This is a genomic window from Pseudomonas sp. PDM25, from assembly GCF_019219045.1.
Classification (GTDB): Bacteria; Pseudomonadota; Gammaproteobacteria; order Pseudomonadales; family Pseudomonadaceae; genus Aquipseudomonas.
In genome coordinates, this window is the sequence record NZ_JAHUWL010000018.1 from 23,412 (window position 1) to 47,587 (window position 24,176).

Consider the following 24,176-nt stretch of genomic DNA (forward strand, 5'->3'; position numbering starts at 1 on the left):
CTGGCTGCGCGTCGCCTAAGGTTGTGCTTGCGTGACGTCTTTTTTCAAGAACAACCAGTTCGACGCCTGCAAGCCGTCGAACTTGATGGTATAGCGGCCATCAAGGTAGGTCGCGGGCAGCTTCTTCATTTGCCCCAGAATGCCGTGGGTGAACAGTGTCAAGCCTTGCGGTGCCTGGATGGTTAGCGTGCCCTCGAGGGGCTCAACGTAAAAAGGTATTTTGTCGCCGTCCTGGGGGACGGCACGGGTGCCTAACGAAATCAGTAAATCCTGCGATCGGCTCAAAGGCGCGTCGTCCAGACTTTGCACCACCACACTGGCGTTGGCGGTCTTCACTTGAACCTTAATGTTGCCAAGGCTGATCGACTCACCCCCGATCCAACCGGTAGCGGCCTGGGTGCGCGGCGTATTGATGGTGTAGACGCCTTGTTTCCAGTTGCGCTTTAGCTCACCGGTGTCGGTCGTGGACTCGATGGCATTGGCGTCCAGCAGCGACTGGCCAGGGTCATGAAATTCCTGTGCATTGCTTGGGATAACGCTTTGTTGCAACCAGGGCAATTCCGGCGTCTGTGGCATCGCGATTTCCAGCTTGCCTTTCTCCATGGCTGTGCGCAGGAGAGCAGAGTTGGCCGGTGTGATCATTTGGTTGAACAGGGTGGCTGACGTCGGCGCGAAGACGTAGGTCGTTGTTGCTTCGCGAACGTCTGCACGGCGATAAAGCAAGGCGGCGGCGGGCAGGGTGGCCAGCATTGCAGGGTCGTTATAGGCGTGCCAGTTGTTGGCACTCATCCCTACGCCCCCCATGGGCTCCTGGCTGTAGGCATATTGCATCAGTGCATCCCAGCCTTGGTGGCTGGCGGTGCCGGCGATATAGAGTGGCAGTGAGTGACGGTCTGGTATCGGGAAGGGCTCATTGTTCCACTCGGTGACGGTCAAGGGTTTACCGATGACCTGGCCGGCGGCAATCCAATTCACTATGCCGTCGCTGTAGAGCGGGTTTTTCTCGACCTGTCCCGAGCCACCGTAGCTATGGACATCGATTACGTCGCCGGCGGTAAGGGCCGGCAGGGAATTCAGGCCATTGCGGCCCCAGCTACTGGTCGTGGCGATGGGGACCTTCACGCCTATTCCACGCAGGTGTTGAATCATGTCGACGTTGAAGCGTCGCTCCAAATCGTTAAGAAACATCTTGGAGGGGCCTGGCTCCCAAGAGCGCCAGGTCTGGTCTGCAGACAGATTGTGCTGTTTGGCAAAAGCCTCGGCCTCCGCCATGTAGACGCGGTTGTGCTTCGGCAAATTCTTGTCTGGCAGCAGGGCGTTGCCAAAGTGGTTGGTGACGTCGTTTTCGTTGGTGATCAGTACGGCGGCAATCGCCGGGTCGTCTTTGTAGGCGAGACCGGTATAGCTGTTTACATGGGTCAGGTAGGCTTCGGTAAAGCGCTTCATGGCTTGCTGAATGGTGACATTCACATAGGAATAGCCCTTGAGATAGGTGAAATTCTGTTCTTCTTTTGGCAATTCATCGAAGCCATAAATGTTGTCCTTTTCAGTAAAGACTCGCTGGACGTGCATATCGAGCCACACATAAATGCCTTCGTCTTTCAGGCATTTGATCCACCAGTCGATTTTTTTCAGCGATTCCGGGCTCAGTTGCTGGGTGCTGCGCGTGACCCTGCCATCGCCAAAGATGTTCGGGAAGACCCATGGCGAGTCATGGTGGTGCAGTCGTACAAGATTGAAACCCAGTGCCGACAGGCGTTTGGCCTGCAGCTTGATTGCATCGTCTGAGGTGAGGAACAGCGCGTAGGCCGAAAGGTTGGTGCCCCAGAAACGCGCCGCAGTGTTGTCGGCAAATAGCAATTGCTCGCCAGAGGCTTTGACGAAGCCGCGCTTGCCTGCAGGTTTTTCTTGAGCGTTGAGAAAAGACAGGTCGACCGGCGAGGTTTTCCAGTCGAGCTTGTCAGTTGGCCAGCTCTTTGGGTCCGATAGCCCGAAACGCTCGGTAATGGTTGGGCCGACCGCCACATCGCCAGAAACGCTCAAGGTCGCTGTGAATTCCTGGCGGCCAGGTTTGATCGTGTTCTTGTAGAAAAAAGCACGCACCTCGGATTTACTGCCCGGTTCCAAGTACACACTCGCCAGTGCGGGCTCGAAGCGCATTTCGATGCGTCGCCCTTGCGCATTGCCCCAGGTCCAGCCGCGGTTGTCGGGCAGCAAAGTGGGCTCGCCCATTTCTCCAGCGAAAAGAGCGGGGTCGAATTCGAAGACAATGCCACCACCTGAAACGCCCGACTTCCCGCTGTGTGCATCCACGGCAAAGTTCCAGGTCAGCTTTTGTTCGTCTTGCTTCTGAATCTGCGCAGTCAAGTCGAAATCCAGCGCTTTGTTTTTGCCTGCAAGGGAGTATCGATAAGGGGCGTTTACCTTGAATTCGGTCTGCAAATATGTCCAGTCCCAGTTGCGCCCAAAGAACGAGAATGTCGTAGCGATTGCCGGACTGCCACCACGCTCCAGCATTGGCAGGCCGTTGCGCTCATCCACACTGACGACCCAGTCCGACGCCCAGATACGAATCGGCCAAATAGCCAAAAACAGCAGGAGCAGTATCTGGGGGCGGCGAGACAACTGGATCATGGGGTCTACCTGAGTTGGAGATGGGTACTCGCCGAGACGGCCGTCGAGGTGTGCTTGAGCCTGCGTGCCATCTGAGCGTAGGCCACGCACAGTCCAGCTACCGACCAATACACCACGGGGATGACCGTGATACTGCTAACGGTAACGATGGTGATCAGGATCCCGGCCAGTGTCGCCAGAAGTGCACGTCCGAGTCGGCGCGCCTCATCGTCTTCGTTGGGGAACGAACGCATCCCCTTGCGGATGCCCTGCAGAACACTGGCGAAAAAAACCACGAAAAGCGTCAAGCCAATCAAACCGAACGACAGCGCTATGCCGATATAGGTGTTCACGATATCGATGATCCCCTGGCCCTGAATCATGGACTGCATTTCCGGTGTGCTGCGGAAATTGAAAGAACCCAGCCAAGGGTTGCGCTGGATAACGATCACGGCGTTATCAATCAAACGCTGCCGGTAGGTGATATTTTCGACATCCACCGTGCCGATAAACGGTAGCAGATCAAGCACTTTTTGCCCGCCCGGCACGATGGCCAGCACGGGCAGGGTGAGCGCCCCGGCGGCGGCCAGCAGCATCAGGCGTTTGATTGCTTTACGGCCGGTGCCGATGAACACGACGATCATGACGGCTGCACCGATCCAGGGGCCACGCGACAGCGGTGCGTACAGACCACCGGCGAGCAACAGTGCGCCGAGGCTGCGCTGCAATTTGCTACGGACCTCCTCCTGCAAGTACAGGTAAAAGCCGATGGCCACGCTGATGACGAAGCCCAGCGCAATGGCCTGGCCGGTAGTGGCGCTGGCGCGCAATGAGCCACCCCGGCTCAAGTAGCCGGAATCCCATTGCATGCCCATGGCGTAGACAACCGCGCTGTACAGCTGCCAGTGCTTGGCATATTCGAAGAGACCTATAAGCGACAGCACCATGGCGGCGAGTACAAAACCGAACAGAGCGTCCTTGAAGTCGCTGAGGTTCTTCAGCGCCCGGCTGGCAACGTAGTAAGGCAAAAAAACTTCGATGAACAGGTAGAGCATTTGACGCAAGGAGTCGGTGACAGTGGTTTCGCGCAGGAAAAGCAGACTCGTCAGCAGGAGGTAGGCGGCTAACAGTTTGTCAGGCCAGGTACGCCCGAAAGAGACCGTGTCAGCGCGCTTGCGCAGAGTGAAAAAAGCCGGAAGCAACACACACAGCGCCAGCACGCGAATATGGTTGAGGGCAAAAAAATAGTTGATCAGGCCGAAGCCCGGAATCTCCGCCGTGGCCGGCGGGATGAGAAACAGCAGAAGGAAAAATAGCGCCACGGGATTGCGCTCGCGATTTCGTGCGAAGGTCAACACGATCGCGGCAATGCCTGCGTACACCCAGAAACTGTGCGAAACAAATGCCAGTAGCGTCAATACGAACCACAGATTGCGCCGACGAGTGAAATTACGGTCGGGAATCAGGTCTGCCGCTGGTCGACGTGCGATGGCAAAAACGATGCCAGTAAGGACCAGAATGACAATCAACGCTCGGAAGTGCTCAGGCATGGATGATTGGACTTATTGATTGATGAGCGACGGCTAGTGGAATGGCTAAACGCGACTATAGTTCCTTTTGAGCCATCGAGTCCGGGGATGATGTTATGTCGTTAGTCGATTTGTCGCCATCGTTGGGCCTTCGTAAGCGAGCGATCTCTGCCGGGGCATGGAATCTCGGGGCGCTGGTTACGTCTCAAGCCTTTCGCTTGGGCGGCAACCTGATAATGGCCCGTCTGCTGATGCCGGAGATGTTCGGCATCATGATGATCGCCATCACCGTTTCCCTGGTTCTGCACATGCTTTCCGATGTCGGCTTGCGCCAGAACATCATCCAGAGCCCGCGTGGCAACGATCCGGTTTTTCTCAATACCATCTGGACCGTGCAGATCGTGCGTGGCTTTATCCTTTTTGCTTCGACACTTCTCCTCGCGGCCCTCGCCTGGTATGCACAGGCCCTCAATCTGTGGTCGCCCAATTCCACCTACGCCGCACCCGAGTTGCCGCTGGTGTTGGCCGTGACCGGTTTCTCGGCAATCATCGTTGGTTTTCAGTCGACCAAAATCGACCTGGCAGTGCGCTCTTTCCAGCAAAAGAAAGTGGTACTCACCGAGTTTGGGTCTCAGGTCGTCGGGCTGGTGGTCATGCTGGGCATCGGTTATTTCACCAGGTCCATCTGGTCGCTGGTGATTGCAGGTCTGGTCCAATCGATGGTCAGCACGCTGCTGGGGCATGTCTGGTTTGAAGGCCCGTCTAACCGTCTACAGTGGGAGCGTTCTGCGCTCAATGAATTAGTCGGCTTCGGCCGTTGGATACTGTTGTCGTCGGCAGTGGGCGTATTGGCCATGTACGGTGATCGTGTCTGGTTCGGCGGCAGCATGACGGCCGGCGAACTGGGCGTTTACTCCATTGCCGTGCTGATTTTGGGAGCCGTTCAGCTTGCATTGCAAAAGGTAGTCGGGGCCGTGGCCTTGCCGGCTTTCAGCGAGGCCACAAGAACGAATGACACCGTACGGCTCCACGCTTTGTATTACCGCTTGAAATTGATGCTCGATCTGGCCTGCCTGTTTCTCTGTGGACTGTTCCTGACCGGCAGTCCACTGCTCATCAGCATCTTGTACGATGAGCGTTACGCCCAGGCCGGCAACATGATGGCCATTCTTTCACTCTCTTTTTTCACAATGCGCTACATGCTGGCGAATCAGGTCTGGATTGCCTTGGGACTCACCAAGTACCAGGCCATGGATAACATTATTCGCGTGGTCTCGTTGTGGGTGCTGCTGCCGCTGCTGTTGGCGATTGGCGGGGTCAAATACGCGATTTGGGGCGCTGCCCTGTACACGTTTCCTACGCTTTTCCTGGTTTTTTATGTCAATTGTCGTCTGGGGATGTTCAGTCTCAAGCGTGAATTGGTGGTGCTGCCTATGCTGGCAGTGGGGGCATTGTGTGGGGAGTTATTGACGGTTTTTTTTAAATGGCTTTGATCTATTTCTCTTGATGTTTCCAAAGCTGCGGCACCGCGTCGCCATTGAGATATTGATGGCCGTCGCCAAATTGTGGCCTTGATGTAGCCGTTGAAATGTCCAATGTAATCTCGATGTCGTGGAGCTTTGAATCATGAGAGAGACTGATTTGAATACCTCTGTGATGGGGCGCAGAAGCTTCCTCCAGGCTTCTGCTCTATTGAGTCTTGGAGGGATCATGTTCGGATTTTCCAAAGCCGCCCGGCCTTCCGCTGCTAAATCCGAGTTCATTGTAATCAACGGATGGGTGCTGCCTGCCCGGCATTTTCGGCAAACACACGCATGATCAAAGACTACCAATCGCAGAAAGAACTGCGCGATCACTATGACACCTGCATCATCGGCGGTGGGCCAGCTGGCATTACGCTGGCCTTGCGTTTAGCCGGTAATGGTCGGCGTGTGGTGCTTGTCGAGGGCGGTGGGCTCGAGTATTCGCCGGTCTCGCAGAACCTCTACAAGGTCTCATCATCAGGCCTCGAGCTGTATGCTCAGGAAACACGCCTGCGTTATCTTGGCGGGACCTCCAATCACTGGGCCGGGCGATGCCGTCCATTCGAACCGTCGGACTTTATCGTGGCCCCTCCGGTGCCTGTGCCGGGCTGGCCCATCGCGTTTTCCGAGATCGAGCGCAATCTGCCGGAGGCCATGGATATTGTCGATCTTCCGCCGCACTCCGGATTCAAGGCTATCAATGCGAGTCTGGACGGCAACGACTTTTACGCTGATCGTTTCCTGCTAAGCCCGCCGACGCGATTTGCACAAAAATATGCCAAGGAACTTAATGAGACCGAGGGGCTGGATGTCTTCATCCATTGCAATTGCGTCGATCTTGAGTTCGACAGCAAGGCCGGCCGCATAGCAACGATAGTCGTCTCGGACTATGAGTTGCATCGAGAGCGAGTCACGGCAAAACAATTCATTCTGGCGACTGGCGCGATCGAGAATGCCAGGCACCTGCTCAACAGCGAGTCTCTGGCAACTGGCGGTATCGTCAGCAAGGATGGTTTCGTCGGTAGATGCTTCATGGAGCACCTGAATGTCGAAATGGGAACCTTCATTCTGAACGACGGGCAGGGTACAGATGCTCGGCAGGAGTACTTCACGACCGATGCATTCGTGATGGAGCACAAGTCAGGTAAAGGGAATGTGACGGCCACGCTTGTAGCTGAAGTGAAATCCTATGGGCGAATGGCTGCCATCAAGAGCTTTTTCGAGAACCTCGTTTGCGAAGTGGGTGCGGAGCGCAAGGTTGAATTTATTGCCAAGTTCGATTGCCCTGGAGACGGGGTGCTCGGCACGCTGATCGAACAGTTTCCCAACCCTGACAGCCGAATCTCATTGCTCGACGAGCGAGATGCGTTAGGGATGAGGAAGGTAAATGTTCATTGGGAACTGACCCCGGCAGACAGAAATACCGTCAAGTCCATAGGGCTCGAAGTGGCGAAGTGTTTTGCCGAAACAGGGTTGGGCTTTGTCAAGTTGGAAGACTACGTTTATGACGTCGATTTGCCACTGAGGCTCAATCCCCATGCTCATCATATGGGGACCACACGGATGGCGGCTTCGCCTGAGTTTGGCGTTGTCGACGAGAACTGCAAAGTGTTCGGTGTCGAGAATCTTTACGTGGCGGGTAGCAGTGTTTTCGCTACAGGCGGTGCCTGCAACCCCACAATGCCTATTTTGCAAATTGTTTTAAGGCTGGCGGAACATCTTAACCATCAGATGGGCAGGTATTCCTGAGGGGGGAGCATGTGTTGATTATTTGAGTGTTGGATTTTAGGGAGCGTCTACTCTTAGGGAAGTGGTAATGAAGAATCAGGGTGTCTCTAACCTTGGCACAGGTGTCTATCGCTGAATTCATGAGGCTGAGAGGATGATTGGTCTACTAAAACGCACGATTGCTTATATTGCAAAAACAACGGGGTATGGGACCCCGCTCTATAAAAAATTCTGTAAACCGGACGGGTATGAATGGGCTAAACATATGGTTCGATGGGGATCTTTGCACTCCATCGGTCAAGGCGTATGGATCAATCCTGCTGCCAACATAACTGACCCTTCGCTGGTGCGACTCGGAAATAATGTAGGTTTATCTTGTTGCACGCTGTTCGGCCACGATGGAATAATCGGCATGCTTGAAGTGCGTTTTGATAAAAAACTGGACTCTGTCGGCCCTATCGATATTCTGGATAATTGTTTTATCGGTTATGGCTCTATCATTATGCCGCGTGTGACTATTGGCCCTAATTCGATTGTCGCGGCCGGTGCTGTAGTCGTAAAAGATGTTCCGCCTGGGGTAGTGGTTGGGGGTAACCCAGCCAAAGTTATCTGTACCTTGGAAGAAGTGTTGGCGAAAGTCGAAGAGCGTAGCGCCACTTATCCATGGATTGACCTTATCAGGCAGCGCAATGGTGTATACGACCCGACATTTGAACCGAAGCTTATAAAAATGAGAGCGCAACACTTTTTTGGCGAGCAACCCAATGGCTAGCGCTCCCCTTGACGTGTTGGTGGTTAATTACAACACAGCGGAGTTGTTGCAGCCGATGTTTAATGCGTTACGCCAGTCAACTAGCGTGGATCGCGCGCGCTATTTGGTGGTGGATAATGCCTCTGTCGATAATTCGCTGGAGTGCCTGGCAACTATTTGTCCAGAGGCATTGCAACTCGCCAATGAAAATAATGTTGGCTTTGGGCGTGCCAATAATCAATTGGTTGAACACCTGCAGGGCAAGTATGCGCTGCTCCTCAATACTGATGCCTTTGTTGCTGCGGATACGCTGAGCAAGACGCTCGACTATATGGAAACTCATCCTGATTGCGGTGTCCTCGGCGTTCGATTGGTTGGACGAGCGGGTGATTTACAGCCCTCCTGTCGCTATTTTCCAACGCCGTTGAATGTCTTCCTTTCGCATACGGGGCTTGAACGCTTTTTCCCTGTGGTGAAAAGAGTCGACGACATGGCCTGGGATCATGCTTCGGTGCGTGAGTGCGACTGGGTGCCCGGGTGCTATTACCTGATCCGCCGTGAAGTCATCGACCAGGTCGGATTGTTCGATCCGCGCTACTTCCTTTATTTCGAGGAGATAGATCACTGCAAACGCGTTAAACAGGCAGGCTGGAAGGTCGTTTACTACCCGTATACCACGGTGGTGCATATCGGCGGTGAAAGTGCCAAGTCTGTCGACAAACTCAATGCGGATAGTCGTCAGCTCCCCACGATACAAATCGAAAGTGAGCTTTTGTATTTCCGCAAGCACCACGGTCTGCCCGGTTTGGCCTCACATATGCTACTGGTGAGTCTGGGTGATTTGATTGTGGCGCTCAAGGCGCTATTGAAAGGCCGCGGTCGGGCCGCTTTAGGGGCGTGTTGGCAGCATACTCGTGTGACCTGGGCGTTGCTGCGTGATACCAAATTCGCTAGCCAACCAACACGGTAGGGCCAGTTATGTTCGAAAACATACGTGCGGATTTACATGCATACGCCGGAGACTGGGGGGCTCAGGGGTTTTGGGTGATGGTGGTTTATCGCTTTGGGCGCTGGCGTTACGGTGTGCGACCGGCACTGCTACGCAAGTTGTTCTCCTTTATATACAAAGTGCTCTTCAAACTGGTGCAGATCGTCACGGGTATCGAGTTGCCGTGTGAGGTGGTGGTCGGGCGCAACTTCGTCATCGATCATTTCGGCGGAATCGTGATCAGTGGCTTTGCGCAGTTCGGCGATGATTGCCGTATCCGCAATGGCGTCGTCGTGGGCCTCAAGAATGTGAGTGAGCCGATTGCTCCGGTGATGGGTAACAATGTTGATATCGGGGCAGGGGCCAAGGTGCTGGGCAATATCCGCATTGGTAACAATGTCGTGATTGGTGCCAATGCTGTGGTGCTGACCGATGTGCCGGACGACTCGGTGGCCGTGGGCGTGCCTGCGACTATCAAGAAAAGGAAGTACGCAGAATCGAGGGAGTTCTCATGAACCACCCGATGGATTACTTCAATTGCGTCGCTGAGTGAGCGCCATGGCTATGGGGATGGGGGTCGTTGTTATCGGTCGCAACGAAGGCCTGCGGCTTGAGCGTTGTCTGACTTCCCTCGCCGGTTCGGCGCAGAAAGTTGTTTATGTCGACTCTGGATCAACCGACGGGTCAGTGCAGATGGCACTGAGGCTTGGGGTCGAGGTGGTCGAGTTGGACATGACGATTCCCTTTACGGCTGCGCGTGCGCGCAATGAAGGATTTGCCTGCCTGCAACGCTCACTGCCGGCGATGCGTTATGTGCAGTTCGTTGACGGTGATTGTGAAATTGTCGGCGGTTGGCTGCCCCGGGCGCAGGCCTTTCTTGATACGCATCCTGACGTCGCGGTGGTCTGTGGACGGCGCCGTGAACGTTTTCCGCAGCACTCTGTTTACAACTTACTGTGTGATTTCGAATGGGATACGCCGGTAGGTGAGGCCAAGGCATGTGGGGGCGATGCGTTGATGCGGGCTGACGCCTTTGCCGACGCGTCCGGGTTTCGACCGGGCCTTATTGCCGGGGAAGAGCCTGAATTGTGCGTGCGTCTGCGTGGGAATGGTTGGAAGGTCTGGCGTCTGGGCGAGGAAATGACCTTGCACGATGCAACCATGACCCGGTTCGGCCAATGGTGGCAGCGTACCTTGCGCGGTGGTTATGCCTTTGCCGAGGGCGCATTTTTGCATGGGGCCGCACCGGAGCGACATTGGTTGCGCGAGTCTCGCCGTGTCTGGTTCTGGGGGTTGGGTGTCCCGCTGGCGACTGTTATCGCGAGTTTGGTGTTTGGAGGGTTTGGGCTGCTTCTTCTGCTGGTCTATCCATTGCAGGTCGTGCGCCTCGCCCGCGGTGGCGATAGATCCACACGCGAAAACTGGCTACGGGCTTTCTTTCTCGTGCTGGGGAAATTTCCCGAGATGCTCGGCCAAGTCAAGTTTCTACTGAACAGATTCGGCGCCGGCAAGACCGCGTTGATCGAATACAAGTGAGACTTATATGAATAATTGGGTGATATTGAAGAGCGTGTTTTTTTTACATGCCGGGTATTCCTTAAGGGCATTGAATAATAAGTTTAAAATGCTGGTTTTAGTTGCAAAAAACTGGTCCGAACTGAAGTTGTTTTGCGGGCGTATGTCGAACGCCTTGGGTAAGTCCGGTGTTGAGAAGTTAGGCGGGGATTGTGTAGGCGTTGTTCATTGGCCCTACATCAGTAAAAGCTGGAGCCCCAAGAATAAGCTTAGTGTTTTAGCCTCGCATTACGAAGTCGTTACCAAAAGCTGTCCGCAGCTATTGCTGTTGGGGCGAAGTGACAGTTTGCTGCTGAGTGATTTGTCGGAGTTTGCGGCTGGCTGTTCCCTGGTGCTCGATCGTCCCTTCTGGTTTATGCGTGAAGGGGAGTTGGTGCTGAACTTGTTTCAGGGGGAACTGCGCATTGCGTCAATAGCATTCACGTTGTGTCGCACGGACACTGAGTTATGTATTTTTATCGGTGCTGTTCAAGGGATACATAAAGGCGTCGAGAGTGAACTGTCGTTGAGTATCTACAGGGACCTGACAAAAGACTTTGAAGGCCTTCGGCCAAGAAGCTTTCTGATCGAAGTTATTAAATACATTGCCATCAATATCGGTGTTGAAAAAATTTATGCGGTAGGGGATGGGTATCGCCACCATCGTCATCCGTATTTTGGCGCTCACAAAGCTCTGGAGCTGGCGGCAAATTATGATGTGATCTGGTTAGAACATGGCGCGACTCCTTCAGAGCGCGAAGATTTTTTTGAGATTCCCATGGTTCTTTCCAGGAAGCCGCTCGACAGTATTGCTTCAAAAAAACGGGCCATGTATCGCAGGCGCTATGAGCTGCTGGACGACACCTTTAAAAAGATAGACAACGTGTTGAACGGTAGTTATAGCAGCAACCGTGTGGCTAGTTGACGTTCCCGAGACCTGTACTACTGTGGGATTACTTGCAGTAATAATCCACCGCAACGACAACTAAGTCTGGTTCCTATGCGTATCGCTTATTTCATCAATCAATACCCCAAAGTCAGCCATAGCTTCATTCGTCGCGAGATTTTGGCGTTGGAGCGTCAGGGGTTTGTGGTGCAGCGCATTGCTCTGCGTGGCTGGGATGCCGAATTGGTGGATGCCGAAGACGTGTCTGAACGCGATAAAACCCAGTATGTGCTGCAGGGCGGAGTCAAAGAGCTGTTAGTGCCTGTGCTGCAGGTGCTGCGCGCCCAGCCGCGACGTTTTCTTTCGGCGCTGTGGCTGGCGCTGCGCATGGGCCAGCGTGCCGATCGCCCCTGGCCGTACCATTTGGTTTATTTGTCCGAGGCGTGTCGCGTGCTGATCTGGTTGCAGGCGTTTGGGGCCGAGCATGTGCATGCGCATTTCGGCACCAACTCAACCGAGGTGGTGATGCTGGCCAATGTGCTTGGTGGGCCGGCGTACAGTTTTACCGTGCACGGCCCGGAGGAGTTCGACAAACCACAGTTTATTCATTTGGGCGAGAAAGTCCGGCGTGCGGCTTTTGTCGCGGCGATCAGTTCTTATGGGCGTAGCCAGCTGTTTCGCTGGGTGGCTCATGCGCACTGGCCAAGGGTAAAGGTGGTGCACTGTGGGCTGGAGCGGGCGTTTCACGAGGTGGCGGCTGTTGCTGTGCCATCTGCACCGCGGTTGGTTTGCGTAGGTCGTTTGTGTGAACAGAAGGGACAACTGTTGTTGCTTGAGGCTGCCCGCATCCTGGCAGCTCAAGGTCTGGAGTTCGAATTAGTACTGGCCGGCGATGGAGAAATGCGCGCGGAAATCGAAGCCCTGATTGCACGGCATGGCTTGCAGGCGCAGGTGCGGATTACCGGCTGGATCAGCAGTGAGCAGGTGCGGGCGGAAATTCTTGCGGCCCGGGCCTTGGTGCTGCCGAGCTTCGCCGAGGGTTTGCCGGTGGTCATCATGGAAGCCATGGCTTTGCGCCGGCCAGTATTGACGAGCTATGTGGCAGGGATTCCCGAGTTAGTACAAGAGGGTGTGAACGGTTGGTTGTTTCCCGCTGGAGCGGTGGATGAATTGGTGGCGGCGTTGGCGGACTGCCTCGCGCAACCTGTCGAGGTGTTGCAGCGGATGGGCGAGGCGGCCTATCAGCGAGTGCTGGAGCGACACGACATCGATACCGAAGCGGCCAAGTTGGCTAATTTGTTTAGGGCGCAAGCATGATCACATTACTTGGTTGGCTGTTCAGCTCCCTGCTGATACTCATCCTCCTGCCGGTGTTGGTGCTGTTTGTGCAGGTGCTGATGGCCTGTCTGCCTGCACGGTGGCGCTCGTCGGCGCCAGGACCGCGACCACGACCGCGGGTGGCGGTGTTGATACCGGCACACAATGAATCCTCGATCATCGTCGCGACGTTAAACAGCATTCGGCCGCAGTTGCTTTTGGGTGATCGCCTGTTGGTGGTGGCGGATAACTGTTCTGACGACACCGCCGCGCAGGCTCGCACGGCGGGCGCCGAGGTGGTGGAGCGCCGCAATGATCAACAGCGTGGCAAGGGGTATGCGCTGGACTGCGGGGTGCGTCATTTGGCGAGTGATGCGCCAGAGGTCATGATTGTTGTCGATGCGGATTGCCAGGTCGCCGAGGGTTCTATTGAGCGTTTGGCCATCTGTTGCATCGACTCAGGGCGGCCAGCGCAAGCCCTTAATTTAATGCTTGCTCCAGCAGGTTCCGGGCTAAAAGTGCGGCTTGCCGAGTTTGCCTGGTGTGTGAAGAATCGGGTTCGGCCGCAAGGTTGGACCCGGCTTGGCTTGCCCTGTCAGCTAATGGGCACGGGAATGGCTTTCGTCTGGCGGGATCTGACGTTGATCAATTTGGCCAGTGGCCACATCGTTGAAGATTTGAAGATGGGTCTGGATTTATGCCGAAGCGGCAAGCCGCCAGTGTTCTGCCCCGATGCTCTGGTAACCAGTTATTTTCCGCGCAGCGATGAAGGCTTAACAACCCAGCGTACGCGCTGGGAACATGGTCATCTAGGGGTCATCCTTGGGGATACGCCAAAGTTGCTGTTGGAGTCGATTGGCCAGCGCAACTGGCGTCTGCTGGCGATGACGCTGGATTTGTTGGTCCCACCGTTGGCCTTATTGACGTTGGCCTTGGCGGCGGCATTTGGTCTGTCGTGGTTGGTATTCATGCTGTCCGGAGCTTTGGCGCCAGCCTTGATAGCTTCTTGCGGGGTGGCAATATTGGGGGTAACTATCTTGTTGGCATGGAGCCAGTTTGGTCGCAGGATTATTTCTTTTGCAGCCTTGTTGTATGCGCCGTTCTACGCGATGAAGAAAATCCCTCTGTATCTCGGCTTTTTGCTTAAGCGCCAGGTTGAATGGGTGCGTTCGAAGCGAGATGACAACTAATGCGCGCTTTATCCTGGCAGCACAGCTGGCAAACGATTACCCGCAAACTCAGGGTGGTCAGCGATGCTGAAGACGAGCAAGCATTGATTGATGCGTTATCCAGACCTGACGTGACGACAGTGCTCGGGTTCGCCAATGCCCATGCCATGAATCTGGTGGCGGCCAATACCGACTACTTTAACGCGCTGCTGGCTGCGGACGTGTTATTGCGGGATGGCTCCGGCATGGCCATCCTGTTTCGTCGTCTCGGCCTGGAGCCGGGGCTGAATATGAATGGCACCGATTTCATTCCCAAATTGCTGGCCGCGTTCAAGGGCCGGCGCGTGGCTTTCTGGGGGACTGAAGAGCCCTTTCTTGCCAATGCGGTGCAGCGTAGCGAAGCGATATTTGCGGTCAACATCGTCTCTGCTCACCATGGTTTCGCGCCGGTGGATACCTATATAAGCCTTGCCCGGCAGTTTCAGCCGGAACTGGTTGTGCTGGGTATGGGCATGCCCAAGCAAGAAGCCGTTGCTGCCAGGTTAGCCGTCAGTGGTGTGCCCTGTCTGGTCGTGTGCGGAGGGGCGATCCTGGATTTTCTCGGCGGCAAGGTGACTCGCGCTCCGCAATGGGTGCGTCGTCTCGGTTGTGAGTGGGTGTTCAGGCTATTGGGTGAGCCAAAGCGATTATTCAAACGCTATGTGGTGGGTAATCCGAAGTTCTTGTTGCGCACGTTGATCTACAGGGACTCTTGACGTGACAGGAATTTGACACCTGGCAGGACTCCCCCCCCTAGACGTAAAAAACACGGCTGAAATATCTTGCAAAACCCCGGTGTAGCACCTTTACTCAAGTTGGAATTGTCGAGTTGATAGGGTGTTCGTGGTTGTTTTGTTCATTAGGATTGGCGTCAATAAAATGTTGTCGAACAATCTTGACTCCAGGGAGGGAATGGCGAGTTTTTCGCGCGAAAGAAAGGTGAAGTGCTCAGTTGTCGAGCGCTCATTTCGAGTATTTAGTTTGTTGATTTGCAAACTGAAATACCCCTTCCTTGAATTGTGCTAATAACCAAATGAAAGAATATATAGCAAAATCAGTTCGTAAATTAATATCTCCTTCAATGCGATTTGAGCTAAGGAAAGCGGTTGCCTGGTTGCGGGATATACTTGGGCGAGCCTGTTTTTGGCGTTGGGAAATTGTCAGGTTCAGACTGCGGGAAGATAGCCTCCACGACATTCTCTATGTGGGCAGGAAAACACAGCGGGAATTTGTGAAGGTTCTACTGGGTGCTAAATCTCAAGCGGTTGATAGTCAGTTAAAGTTGGACACGTCAGACCGGACGGTGTGGGTCAGTGAAATGCCGACGGTGGGGGCGTTGTATGTGCCTCAATATTTGAGTGCCGTCGTGCCGCTGAGCAAGTCAATCGACGAGATCACAGCAAGATACAACGCTGAGTTACGTCGAAATCTGCGCAAGAACCGGTTGCGCTACCGTATGAAACGAGCGTTGAACGATGACGAGATTGAAAGTGCAGACCGGGAAATGCTTCGACCTTACGCCAAGGCAAGGCATGGTACGGCCGCCTCTCAAATTGAAACGCATGAAGTTCAACGGGTGGCGAAAGTTGCCGGGCGACTCGATCTGGTGTTGTTGGAGGATGAGATTGTTGCATGCCATCTTGGCTGCGTAGTGACCCGGGCAGGCAAGCGCTATTGGAGCACCGTGCGTTTCGGCTACCCTGACGCTGTTTTTTCAGATACTAAAAAGTTACGTGAAGTTAATTCAATTACTACGTTCATGGCACTGGAGTGGGCGATAGAAAACGGTTTTGACTATTATGATATCGGAACGTGCCTGGCTCGCCCGGACGATGGACTTCTTGAGTGGAAAAGAAGGCGAGGCGGTGATGTTGATACGCTGGGCAATTACGGTTATTTGTTTGTTCGACTGCCCAAGGTGGGCGCAGCGCAATTTCTTTGGGAGACGCCTCTGTTTGCTGTCGAAGGCAAGCAGTTGACACTGCATCTTGGGTTGCCGGACGGTCCGAGTGACGAGGAAGTTGCTAATCGATACCGCGAGATGGGTTTTGGCGGCCTTTTTAAAATATACCTTCATTGTTCCAGGACGCCGGGAGAAACGCTTCTCGGCACCTTGCGTAGTCGCTACGCTCATCTGAAGTCACCCCCTGTCCTGGAAAGTATCGTATCCACCTGAACAGGTTGCTGATTTTAAAGAAGTGCAGTTTTGGCATGAACGCTGTTTCTGTATAACTAAATTTGGATGGGGTGCCTATGTCGGAGTTCAATGCATTGACGATTGACGGCCAATCAAAGTGGAGCCTTGCTGCGTATAAATACATGTTTAACACACGGCTCACCCGAAAACCGTCCTTGACCCTGCAAAGCCAAGCCGTGAAAACGTGGGAAATTTATCCAGGCGACACCTCGATTGCTCCCCCCGCTTTTTTCTTGCCAAATCAGCTTGAGCGTGTAACCGGATGGGAAGAGAAGCTTTTTTATCCTCACGAGCATCCCCGCCGCACAATGGAAGGCGTCGGTCGTGTTGAACATGGTCCGACTAAAGGTTACCTGCTTAAAGATGTCTGGTTAATCGATGGCACGCTCTACAAAGGCAATGCCAAATCCTGGTTGTCACCGGGTTCCGGTTGGTTACCAAAGATTCGAGTAGAAAACGAGATCGATCGCGGGGCGTTGTATTGCACCGCGGGGGGAATCAAGTGGTTTGGAACGTGGTTGATGGATGATTGTTTAACCTATCGATTGGCATGTGAAGAAGGCGTTCCGGTGAGCGCGCTACCCTCGGCCGATAGTGTTTCCATAGCAAGGCAGGGCATGCTTCACACTCGCGGTTATGAGAACTGGCTTGATATGAGGCCCGTTTTTTTACGTAACGCATTTTTTCGTGAACTCGTGATCTTTGACGATCTATGCCAAAACAGACATAAGCACCGGCGTTTCCGTGAGATGGGGGAAAAGCTGTTATCACACGTAACAGTTCGCTCCCACCCAGGCGTGTTCATTCTGCGAGGTGGCACGGGTGAACTGCGATTGTTACGCAATGAGATGGAGCTGGCTGAACGGCTACGTGACCGCAGAGGGTTTCGCATTCTCAACGCTGCGACGTCCGATGTTTCGACCATCGTGGCGACCTGCGCCGGGGCCAGAACCGTGATAGGGGTCGAGGGGAGTCAACTTATCCATGGGGTTAATGTTCTCCCGCCAGGTGGTTCGCTGCTGGTACTGCAGCCGCCTAATCGCTTTATCTGTTTCTTTAAATACCTAACGGATCGTGATCAGCAGAACTTTGGTTTTGTGGTCGGTACACCAGAGGGAAATGGTTTTAGAATCGACCCCGATGAAGTCGAGCGCACGCTGGATCTCTTTCCGTCCTGATACGGCGAGGCTGTAGGCCTCGCCTTTATTGCGCGTCAAATGGACCTTGAGATTACCCAGGCACTCAAGACTGGCTAGTAAGCATGTTTGCCGGAGAAGGCAAACACCGTTCGTACAAGAATGACGAAATCGAGCCATAGCGACCAGTTGTTGATGTACTCGATGTCCGAGTCAACACGCCGAATCATCTGATCTATATCCTTCGTTTCACCACGATAGCCACGTACCTGAGCCAGGCCTGTGATGCCCGGTTTAATGTTGTGACGCGCAAAGTAGCCCGAGACATCGGGCGAGTACTGAACATCGTGTTGAATAGCGTGCGGGCGAGGCCCCACCAGAGACATTTCCCCCATCAAAACGTTGAACAACTGCGGTAGCTCGTCAAGGCTGGTTCGCCGAATAAAAGCCCCAACCCTGGTCATGCGAGGGTCATTCTTTTGCGCCTGCTTGACGATGCCGTCTTCAGGCTGATGGACGACCATGCTTCTGAACTTCCAGATCCGAAAAGCTTCTCCACTCCACCCCATGCGCTGTTGACGAAAGAATATGGGGCCGGGGCTGTCGAGCTTGATGGCAATGGCGACGGCTACCAGAACCGGCGCTGCAAGAACCAAAATGAGAAAGGCCAGGACTTTGTCCTCAAGGTTCTTCAGAAACAGACGCATCCCCATCAGCGGAGTTTCAGACAAGGTCAGCACGGGAATGCCGGCAATTTCGCGAACACTGTGGTTGATCAGGCGCAACGAGAAAATGTCAGGCACCCAGTTAACAGAGATGTGTTTATCGAACAGCCTTAAATAAACATCCTGGATGACCTCTGATCCACCTAAAGGGGTCACGAAATAGACGGTACGAATGGCATGTTTGACAACTAACTCATCAAGGTCGGAGATATCGCCCAGTATCGACAGACGTTGTGCGCCTTCCAGACTTTCCTTTCCCCGATCATCGTCCGCGCCAATCAACACACAGCCGACTATGCGCTCACCGAGCCAGGGATTATTGCTGATTTTCTTGTGAAGATAGCTGGCCAGTTCGCCCGAACCAATGATGAGCGAGTTTTCCAATTGGGTCGAGTGGGCCAAAAATTTCTTCTGCATCTCGCGTGTCGCGAGGTGCAAAAGCATCTGAGCAAAATATCCAGCGACAAATAACTGCCCGACCAATAAACGCGAGTACTGTTCGCTTTGCTTGGTAAGAAAGGCCATGGCAACGAGAAAGCCAAACGTGGCAGTCCACGCTTTCAAAAGCTTGAAGGCTTTGACGGTAAAACCAACGTTGCTGCGGTAAATAGCATAGTGGTCGTACACGACGGCCAACGCCCCCAGTAGCAGCAGGAGCAGGATGACATAGGACTGCGTTATGAAGCCGATATGATAATTGATCAAGAACCACGCAACACCAGTCACCGCAACACAATCCAGACCAGCCTGAATAACGATACTCGTACTGCTTCTTCGCTGGAGAACGGAGCGGGTACTGTTGGGCTCAAATATCATATTTAGACCTCATGCCTGCTGCCCCTCGCGCTCGCTGATCACGCGATTCAGTTCATGCTGCCCTCGCTTGAGAGCGTTGGCGTCACCGTGATTAGCCACTCGCCTTCGAAAATGGGGGCTTTGGGAGCATGTGGCGACGCGTGCTATCACTTTAGCAGTACTGTGAAATCATTCACTGAATCTGCGTAGTTCTGAGTAGTTTAGTAGAACCTTCGGGCTTGAAAAAATGAAGCCCATCGAGATACCGACCGGCCGGCAGCAGGGCGGTCCGCGGTGTCAGCAGCAAGGTAGTGCCTGGTCGGCAATCGGGTAGGGGGCGCGAGTGTGGTCGCGCAGTGATCGAGGCTTACACCGTGTTGAAATCTGCGTGCATTGCGCACTGATTCCATCGTGGTAAAACGAGACGGCGCTCACAATGGGCGCCGTCTTCATTTGGGCCGATCAGACGCGTTCGAACAACACGGCGATGCCTTGGCCGCCGCCGATGCACATGGTCGCCAGGGCATACCGACCCTGAACACGGTGCAGTTCGTGAATCGCCTTGGTGGCGATAATCGCACCGGTTGCGCCTACCGGATGGCCCAGGGAAATTCCCGAACCGTTCGGGTTGACCTTCTCCGGGTCGAAGCCCAGTTCCTGCGCCACGGCACACGCTTGGGCCGCGAATGCTTCATTGGACTCGATGACATCCAGGTCGGCAACGGTCAGACCGGCGCGTTTGAGGACCAGGCGGGTGGCGGGAATCGGTCCCAACCCCATCAGCTCTGGCTCCACGCCGGCATGGGCGTAACCGACCAGTCGGGCGATGGGCTTGAGGCCTTGGTCGAGAACCATCTGACCCGTGGCCATGATCAGTGCTCCGGCACCATCATTGAGGCCCGACGCGTTGCCGGCGGTGACGCTGCCGTCTTTTTTGAAGGCCGGTTTCATCTTGCTCAATTGCTCGGCATTGACCTCGGCGCGGACATGCTCGTCTGTCGCAAACGTCACGGTACCTTTGCGGGACGCCACTTCGATCGGCACGATCTGGTCGGTAAACCGCCCTTCAGCAATCGCCCGGGCCGCCCGTTGCTGGCTGAGCAGCGCCAACTCATCCTGAGCCTGACGAGTGATGCCATAGCGCTCGGCGATGTTTTCCGCAGTAATGCCCATGTGGAAACCGCCAAACGGGTCTTGCAGAACGCCGAGCACGTAGTCGATGGCTTGCATATCGCCCATGCGTGCGCCCCAGCGCGCTTGCGGCAACAGATAGGGGCCTCGGCTCATCGATTCGACGCCACCCGCCAGCGCAGCGCCTGCGTCTCCCAACATCAAACTTTGTGCTGCGCTGACAATGGCCTGCAAGCCAGAGCCGCAGAGGCGGTTGACGTTGAAGGCGGGTGTTTCTTTCGGCAGGCCGGCATTCATCGCCACGGCACGAGAGATGTAGGCGTCGCGTGCTTCCGTCGGGATCACATGCCCCATCACCACGTGACCGATGTGTTCAGGTGCCAGCCCCGAGCGTTCAATGGCGGCGCGGCAAACGTCAGTGGCCAGTTGAATGGGCGGCACATCTTTGAGCGAGCCGCCATAGCTGCCGATGGCTGAGCGGACGGCGCTGATAACAAAAATGTCGGATGGGTTCATGCGGGTTCCCCTGGAACAGGCCTGGATTCAAGTGTGCTTTTGCACTGTTATATGGGGTGAGTCTAGACACCGTGATGATTTTGGCCTATGCCAAAACTGCTCAAGGGGGATGGCGTTTTTGGCCATTTCAGTTGAAGTCGCTTTTTGATTCGTCTGATCGGGTCAGAAGCGCAGGAAAGAAAAAAGCCGGGTGCACGTCCGTAATGCTGTTCACTTGAGTTTGGTGTTTCCAGATACACACACACACATGCGTAGCTAGGGGGCGGTGGATCAAGGGCCTGCCTGTTTTTTTGTGTGTATATCCGTTTTTGCGGTCACGGCGGCTATGTACCCCAACCTTAAGCGGTGTCAGCACATACCTCTCGCAGCGGCGGGCTACAGAGGTCAGCCAGTGGCGCCAGAGTAGCCCGATCCTCTGTGAGTACAGGCGTCTGATCAGTTATCACCAATGCAATTCATGCCCTGGACCTGGTAATCCAGCGCGTGCTTGCGGCCCTGATGGTCGAGGTAAGTCAGCTGCGCGGGGATGATGCCGCATTCTTGCGTGATGATATTGCTGGACAGGTCTTTGGCGATATCCAGGTGGACGAAGGAACCGGTCTTGTCGTGGATGACAGGTTCGGCGGTCTGGGTATCTGCAAACGCAAAACCCGTGGCGAGGAGAGCAGCAAACCCGAGGATTAACATTTTCATGATGACTTCCTCTATTCAGAGGCGGGTTGGCTGCCGATGGGGTGCCCGGCAGTGAATTAAGGTTAACCAGGCGATCCGCATAACCGACCCACAGTTGAATGACAATTTTCTAATGAAACGGCGCCGAAGTGACGGTGGGTGACCGGCGGCTTCGAGGATCAGGTCAGCGATTGCTTTGGAGCCGTATGTCGGGAGCGAGGAACGTCACCCGTGAGAAAACTTCCAATTGAAGACTGTCTGTCTTAGGGAGTTTGAGCATGAGTGGTGATCAAAAGAGCGAAGCCTTGGCGGCCTGGTATCAGCTCCTGAAAGTGCCCGAAATCCGCATGGATGCCGAAGAGCAATATGACGAGTTGCTCAAGGCTGCCGATGAGATGGAGCGCACCGGACTCATCAGCAGCGTTGAATGGCGCAGGCTGGTTCAAGAGGCGAGCGCTGCTTTTGCCAATGCGACACAAGGGTTGGGGCGCGGAACATAGTGGTCAATCAGGGTGGTCAATCGTCGCCTGCCGGCTGTTCGGCCTGTTGGGCAAACCACTGCATAATCAGCGAGCAGGCTGGATGAGCGGCGGCGGAAGGTTGCAGATTCAAAGCGTAAATACCGCGGGTCTTCAAGGGGTGGCCGAACGGAACGACGAGCACGCCTCGCTCGAGTGATTCTCCCGCCAGGGTCAGGTCCGTCATGGCGACGCCCAACCCTCGCGCCGCCGCATCAAGCGCCAACTCGTCGAGGTTGAAGGGGATATGGCGGTAGTCCTCTAGTGACTGGCCGCCATTGGCGTGCAGCCACTGGACCCAGTCATGCTTGTCCGCCGAGCGATGCAACAGTGGGAAACGCACGAGATCGGCCACCGATTCCAACGGCTGGGTCGTGCTGCCCAGACCCGGGGCGCACACCGGCACCAGCGCCTCCTCGAACAAGGTCAGGCAGTCAGGATCGCGGGACGGTTCTGGCAGATAGAGGATGTAGGCGTCGCTGTCGATGGCCGGCTCCACCACTTCCGTGGCCACTGTTTCGATCGACAGTGAAACCTGCGGATGACTTCGATAGAACTCGCTCAACTTTGGCAGCAACCATCGAACCGCCAGCGACACATGCATGCGTATGCGAAAAGGTCGTTTTTGCGGTGTCAGCCGATCTTCAAGGGTTTTCAGTTGCGCCAGGATACTTCGGGCGGTCGCAAGCACCTGTTCGCCTTCCGGTGTCAGTCGAACACTGCGGCTATTCCTCACGAACATCGGCAAGTCGAAGTGGCTCTCCAACTGCTGGATTTTTCGGCTCACTGCACTTTGGGTCAGGCACAGCTTTTGCGCCGCTTGTGTGAAGCTGCCCGAGCCTGCGACTTCGACCAGCGCCTGCAAGGCCTGGAGAGAAGGAACGTGGTGAATTTTATCCATGCGTTTTTTGAATGGCTCGATGAGTTTATAACGTTGGTTGTATCACTACAGGCCTTATAGATTCTAGCTCTAGCCAGCGCCGGCCGGAAAGACTCATGCAATGACGTCATGTTCGGTGCTTGCGGAACGACAGGCAGACGAGGTGATGCATGACCAATGTATGTGGCTGGATTGCGCAGGCGGGGAGCTCTCCCGCTCGCGATACTCTCAAAGGCACGCAAAAAGCCGATTGGCTGATTGTCGGTGCCGGTATTACCGGGCTGTGCGCCGCTCACAGCCTTGCTGAAATGCACCCTCAGGCGCGGATCGTGATTGTCGACAGACAGCGGGCCGCGCAGGGCGCCTCGGCGCGCAATTCAGGTTTCGTGGTGGGGCACGAACATCCGGCCAAGGATGAGCTGATCGGCAACCCGGGGTTTGCCGGTTTTGAAGTCGATACTTCGATTTCCCGTGCCGCCAGTGACGAAGTGCGCCAGCGCATCGCTCGGCTGGGCATCGAGTGTGAATTCAGGGAGTCGGGCTACTTCTTCGCCGTCAACGATCCCGGCAAGTTGACCGACGTCGTCGCCAAACTGGCAACGCTACGTGCTGTTGGCGCCTCTGCGCATTTTCTGGAAGGTGAATCGCTGAGTAAACAACTGGGCACCGCGCATTACCAGGCTGCGATCTGGTGCGGCAATGGCAACGCACTGCTGCAACCCGCCAAATACGTGAGAGGCCTGCTGGATACGCTGCCGGCCAACGTGACCCTGTTTGAGAACACCGATATCACTGGCCTTGAACATTTGGGCAAAGGGCGTATTCGCGCCAATGGCACCGATGGAAGCATCGAAGCCAGGCAAGTCCTGGTGTGCCTGAACGCGTTCATTCCGCGCTCAGGGATAGAGGACAGCGGGACGTTCCCGATGGAACTCAGCGCCAGCCTGACACGACCGCTCAGCGACGCCGAGTTCAAGTCCATCGGCGCGGTTGAGCCTTGGGGTGTGCTGTCCACCCGGCCACTGGGCGCCACGGTGCGACTGACTCCGGACCGCCGCGTGATGATCCGCAACACGGCGGAATACCGTTCTCGGGATTTATCCAACAGTGAGCTGCTGCAGCGCCGCAAACACCATGTACTCGGTTTGCAACGACGCTTCCCGTTCTTGAACGAGCAGGACATTCAATACACCTGGACCGGACACTTGAGCGCTTCGCGCACCGGGCAACCGTATTTCGCCAAGGTCGACGAAGGTGTGTTTGCGGTGGCCGGCTGCAATGGTTCGGGCGTCGCACGCGGCACCCTTTGGGGCCGCTTGCTCGCCGAACTGGCATCGGGTGACAGCTCGCCCATCCTCGAATCGGTGATGCGCAGGGCCCAGCCGGGCTGGCTGCCGCCACGCCCCTTGCTCGATATCGGTGCCATGCTTCGAATGCGCGTGGAGGCGGTCAGGGCCAAAACAGAAATCTAGAACACCCGGCGATCAAACAATAAAAACTCATCAAACA

20 protein-coding genes are annotated in these 24,176 nt (G+C 55.1%); 14 read left to right on the forward strand and 6 right to left on the reverse strand.

Going from position 1 to position 24,176, the window contains the following annotated elements:
* Positions 1-15: 15 nt before the first annotated feature.
* Both KW848_RS26395 and KW848_RS26400 read right to left on the reverse strand, forming a co-directional pair.
* The gene (locus KW848_RS26395) at positions 16-2,634 is read right to left on the reverse strand and encodes a glycosyl hydrolase family 5 (protein ID WP_218538526.1); all 2,619 of its coding nucleotides are present in this window, start codon (positions 2,632-2,634) and stop codon (positions 16-18) included.
* Between the two features lie 5 nt (positions 2,635-2,639).
* Positions 2,640-4,163, reverse strand: a complete 1,524-nt coding sequence (locus KW848_RS26400; protein WP_218538527.1) for an O-antigen ligase — start codon at positions 4,161-4,163, stop codon at positions 2,640-2,642.
* Between the two features lie 95 nt (positions 4,164-4,258).
* Between KW848_RS26400 and KW848_RS26405 the strand changes: the two genes are divergently transcribed.
* From KW848_RS26405 to KW848_RS26460, 12 genes are all read left to right on the forward strand, one after another.
* A complete protein-coding gene (locus tag KW848_RS26405; protein WP_111448720.1) occupies positions 4,259-5,635 on the forward strand; it encodes an oligosaccharide flippase family protein in 1,377 nt (458 codons plus the stop codon).
* A 321-nt stretch (positions 5,636-5,956) separates the two neighbouring features.
* On the forward strand, positions 5,957-7,414 hold the full coding sequence (locus tag KW848_RS26410; RefSeq protein WP_218538528.1) for an FAD-dependent oxidoreductase: 1,458 nt from the start codon (positions 5,957-5,959) through the stop codon (positions 7,412-7,414).
* Positions 7,415-7,547: 133 nt separating this feature from the next.
* Positions 7,548-8,165, forward strand: a complete 618-nt coding sequence (locus KW848_RS26415) for an acyltransferase (protein ID WP_192409710.1) — start codon at positions 7,548-7,550, stop codon at positions 8,163-8,165.
* Positions 8,158-9,114: a glycosyltransferase family 2 protein gene (locus KW848_RS26420; protein ID WP_218538529.1), complete on the forward strand. Its 957-nt coding sequence runs from the start codon at positions 8,158-8,160 to the stop codon at positions 9,112-9,114. Before KW848_RS26415 ends, KW848_RS26420 begins: the two co-directional genes overlap by 8 nt.
* 8 nt (positions 9,115-9,122) lie before the next feature.
* The gene (locus KW848_RS26425) at positions 9,123-9,647 is read left to right on the forward strand and encodes a serine O-acetyltransferase (RefSeq protein WP_111448715.1); all 525 of its coding nucleotides are present in this window, start codon (positions 9,123-9,125) and stop codon (positions 9,645-9,647) included.
* A gap of 43 nt (positions 9,648-9,690) precedes the next feature.
* Positions 9,691-10,668, forward strand: a complete 978-nt coding sequence (locus KW848_RS26430; protein ID WP_218538530.1) for a glycosyltransferase family 2 protein — start codon at positions 9,691-9,693, stop codon at positions 10,666-10,668.
* A gap of 7 nt (positions 10,669-10,675) precedes the next feature.
* Positions 10,676-11,611: a DUF535 family protein gene (locus tag KW848_RS26435; RefSeq protein ID WP_218538531.1), complete on the forward strand. Its 936-nt coding sequence runs from the start codon at positions 10,676-10,678 to the stop codon at positions 11,609-11,611.
* A 75-nt stretch (positions 11,612-11,686) separates the two neighbouring features.
* A complete protein-coding gene (locus KW848_RS26440; protein ID WP_218538532.1) occupies positions 11,687-12,889 on the forward strand; it encodes a glycosyltransferase in 1,203 nt (400 codons plus the stop codon).
* A complete protein-coding gene (locus KW848_RS26445) occupies positions 12,886-14,079 on the forward strand; it encodes a glycosyltransferase family 2 protein (RefSeq protein WP_218538533.1) in 1,194 nt (397 codons plus the stop codon). The genes KW848_RS26440 and KW848_RS26445 overlap by 4 nt, the downstream gene beginning before the upstream one ends.
* The gene (locus KW848_RS26450) at positions 14,079-14,813 is read left to right on the forward strand and encodes a WecB/TagA/CpsF family glycosyltransferase (protein ID WP_192409705.1); all 735 of its coding nucleotides are present in this window, start codon (positions 14,079-14,081) and stop codon (positions 14,811-14,813) included. Before KW848_RS26445 ends, KW848_RS26450 begins: the two co-directional genes overlap by 1 nt.
* A 317-nt stretch (positions 14,814-15,130) precedes the next feature.
* Positions 15,131-16,273, forward strand: a complete 1,143-nt coding sequence (locus KW848_RS26455) for a hypothetical protein (RefSeq protein WP_218538534.1) — start codon at positions 15,131-15,133, stop codon at positions 16,271-16,273.
* Between the two features lie 77 nt (positions 16,274-16,350).
* The gene (locus KW848_RS26460) at positions 16,351-17,472 is read left to right on the forward strand and encodes a glycosyltransferase 61 family protein (protein ID WP_218538535.1); all 1,122 of its coding nucleotides are present in this window, start codon (positions 16,351-16,353) and stop codon (positions 17,470-17,472) included.
* 74 nt (positions 17,473-17,546) lie between these two features.
* Here the strand turns inward: KW848_RS26460 and KW848_RS26465 are convergent, their stop codons facing one another.
* The 3 genes from KW848_RS26465 to KW848_RS26475 form a co-directional block, all read right to left on the reverse strand.
* Positions 17,547-18,971: an undecaprenyl-phosphate glucose phosphotransferase gene (locus KW848_RS26465; RefSeq protein WP_111448707.1), complete on the reverse strand. Its 1,425-nt coding sequence runs from the start codon at positions 18,969-18,971 to the stop codon at positions 17,547-17,549.
* Between the two features lie 441 nt (positions 18,972-19,412).
* Positions 19,413-20,597, reverse strand: a complete 1,185-nt coding sequence (locus tag KW848_RS26470) for an acetyl-CoA C-acyltransferase family protein (RefSeq protein WP_111448706.1) — start codon at positions 20,595-20,597, stop codon at positions 19,413-19,415.
* Positions 20,598-21,032: 435 nt separating this feature from the next.
* Positions 21,033-21,290, reverse strand: a complete 258-nt coding sequence (locus KW848_RS26475) for a DUF2790 domain-containing protein (protein ID WP_218538536.1) — start codon at positions 21,288-21,290, stop codon at positions 21,033-21,035.
* A gap of 257 nt (positions 21,291-21,547) precedes the next feature.
* Between KW848_RS26475 and KW848_RS26480 the strand changes: the two genes are divergently transcribed.
* Complete coding sequence (locus KW848_RS26480; protein ID WP_218538537.1) at positions 21,548-21,769, forward strand: hypothetical protein; 222 nt, start codon at positions 21,548-21,550, stop codon at positions 21,767-21,769.
* 16 nt (positions 21,770-21,785) lie between these two features.
* On the opposite strand, the gene KW848_RS26485 is transcribed toward KW848_RS26480, so the two are convergent.
* A complete protein-coding gene (locus tag KW848_RS26485) occupies positions 21,786-22,688 on the reverse strand; it encodes a LysR substrate-binding domain-containing protein (protein WP_218538538.1) in 903 nt (300 codons plus the stop codon).
* Positions 22,689-22,837: 149 nt separating this feature from the next.
* Here KW848_RS26485 and KW848_RS26490 point away from each other — a divergent pair, with 149 nt between their 5' ends.
* Positions 22,838-24,139 (forward strand): FAD-binding oxidoreductase, encoded by a 1,302-nt coding sequence (locus KW848_RS26490; protein ID WP_218538539.1) that lies wholly within the window; start codon positions 22,838-22,840, stop codon positions 24,137-24,139.
* The last annotated feature ends 37 nt before the right edge of the window (positions 24,140-24,176 follow it).

What these genes read in the sequence shown, in the direction of transcription:
- KW848_RS26395 (WP_218538526.1), bottom strand. Translation starts at nt 2,634, where the DNA reads ATGATCCAGTTGTCTCGCCGCCCCCAGATACTGCTCCTGCTGTTTTTG.
- KW848_RS26400 (WP_218538527.1), bottom strand. Translation starts at nt 4,163, where the DNA reads ATGCCTGAGCACTTCCGAGCGTTGATTGTCATTCTGGTCCTTACTGGC.
- KW848_RS26405 (WP_111448720.1), top strand. Translation starts at nt 4,259, where the DNA reads ATGTCGTTAGTCGATTTGTCGCCATCGTTGGGCCTTCGTAAGCGAGCG.
- KW848_RS26410 (WP_218538528.1), top strand. Translation starts at nt 5,957, where the DNA reads ATGATCAAAGACTACCAATCGCAGAAAGAACTGCGCGATCACTATGAC.
- KW848_RS26415 (WP_192409710.1), top strand. Translation starts at nt 7,548, where the DNA reads ATGATTGGTCTACTAAAACGCACGATTGCTTATATTGCAAAAACAACG.
- KW848_RS26420 (WP_218538529.1), top strand. Translation starts at nt 8,158, where the DNA reads ATGGCTAGCGCTCCCCTTGACGTGTTGGTGGTTAATTACAACACAGCG.
- KW848_RS26425 (WP_111448715.1), top strand. Translation starts at nt 9,123, where the DNA reads ATGTTCGAAAACATACGTGCGGATTTACATGCATACGCCGGAGACTGG.
- KW848_RS26430 (WP_218538530.1), top strand. Translation starts at nt 9,691, where the DNA reads ATGGCTATGGGGATGGGGGTCGTTGTTATCGGTCGCAACGAAGGCCTG.
- KW848_RS26435 (WP_218538531.1), top strand. Translation starts at nt 10,676, where the DNA reads ATGAATAATTGGGTGATATTGAAGAGCGTGTTTTTTTTACATGCCGGG.
- KW848_RS26440 (WP_218538532.1), top strand. Translation starts at nt 11,687, where the DNA reads ATGCGTATCGCTTATTTCATCAATCAATACCCCAAAGTCAGCCATAGC.
- KW848_RS26445 (WP_218538533.1), top strand. Translation starts at nt 12,886, where the DNA reads ATGATCACATTACTTGGTTGGCTGTTCAGCTCCCTGCTGATACTCATC.
- KW848_RS26450 (WP_192409705.1), top strand. Translation starts at nt 14,079, where the DNA reads ATGCGCGCTTTATCCTGGCAGCACAGCTGGCAAACGATTACCCGCAAA.
- KW848_RS26455 (WP_218538534.1), top strand. Translation starts at nt 15,131, where the DNA reads ATGAAAGAATATATAGCAAAATCAGTTCGTAAATTAATATCTCCTTCA.
- KW848_RS26460 (WP_218538535.1), top strand. Translation starts at nt 16,351, where the DNA reads ATGTCGGAGTTCAATGCATTGACGATTGACGGCCAATCAAAGTGGAGC.
- KW848_RS26465 (WP_111448707.1), bottom strand. Translation starts at nt 18,971, where the DNA reads ATGATATTTGAGCCCAACAGTACCCGCTCCGTTCTCCAGCGAAGAAGC.
- KW848_RS26470 (WP_111448706.1), bottom strand. Translation starts at nt 20,597, where the DNA reads ATGAACCCATCCGACATTTTTGTTATCAGCGCCGTCCGCTCAGCCATC.
- KW848_RS26475 (WP_218538536.1), bottom strand. Translation starts at nt 21,290, where the DNA reads ATGAAAATGTTAATCCTCGGGTTTGCTGCTCTCCTCGCCACGGGTTTT.
- KW848_RS26480 (WP_218538537.1), top strand. Translation starts at nt 21,548, where the DNA reads ATGAGTGGTGATCAAAAGAGCGAAGCCTTGGCGGCCTGGTATCAGCTC.
- KW848_RS26485 (WP_218538538.1), bottom strand. Translation starts at nt 22,688, where the DNA reads ATGGATAAAATTCACCACGTTCCTTCTCTCCAGGCCTTGCAGGCGCTG.
- KW848_RS26490 (WP_218538539.1), top strand. Translation starts at nt 22,838, where the DNA reads ATGACCAATGTATGTGGCTGGATTGCGCAGGCGGGGAGCTCTCCCGCT.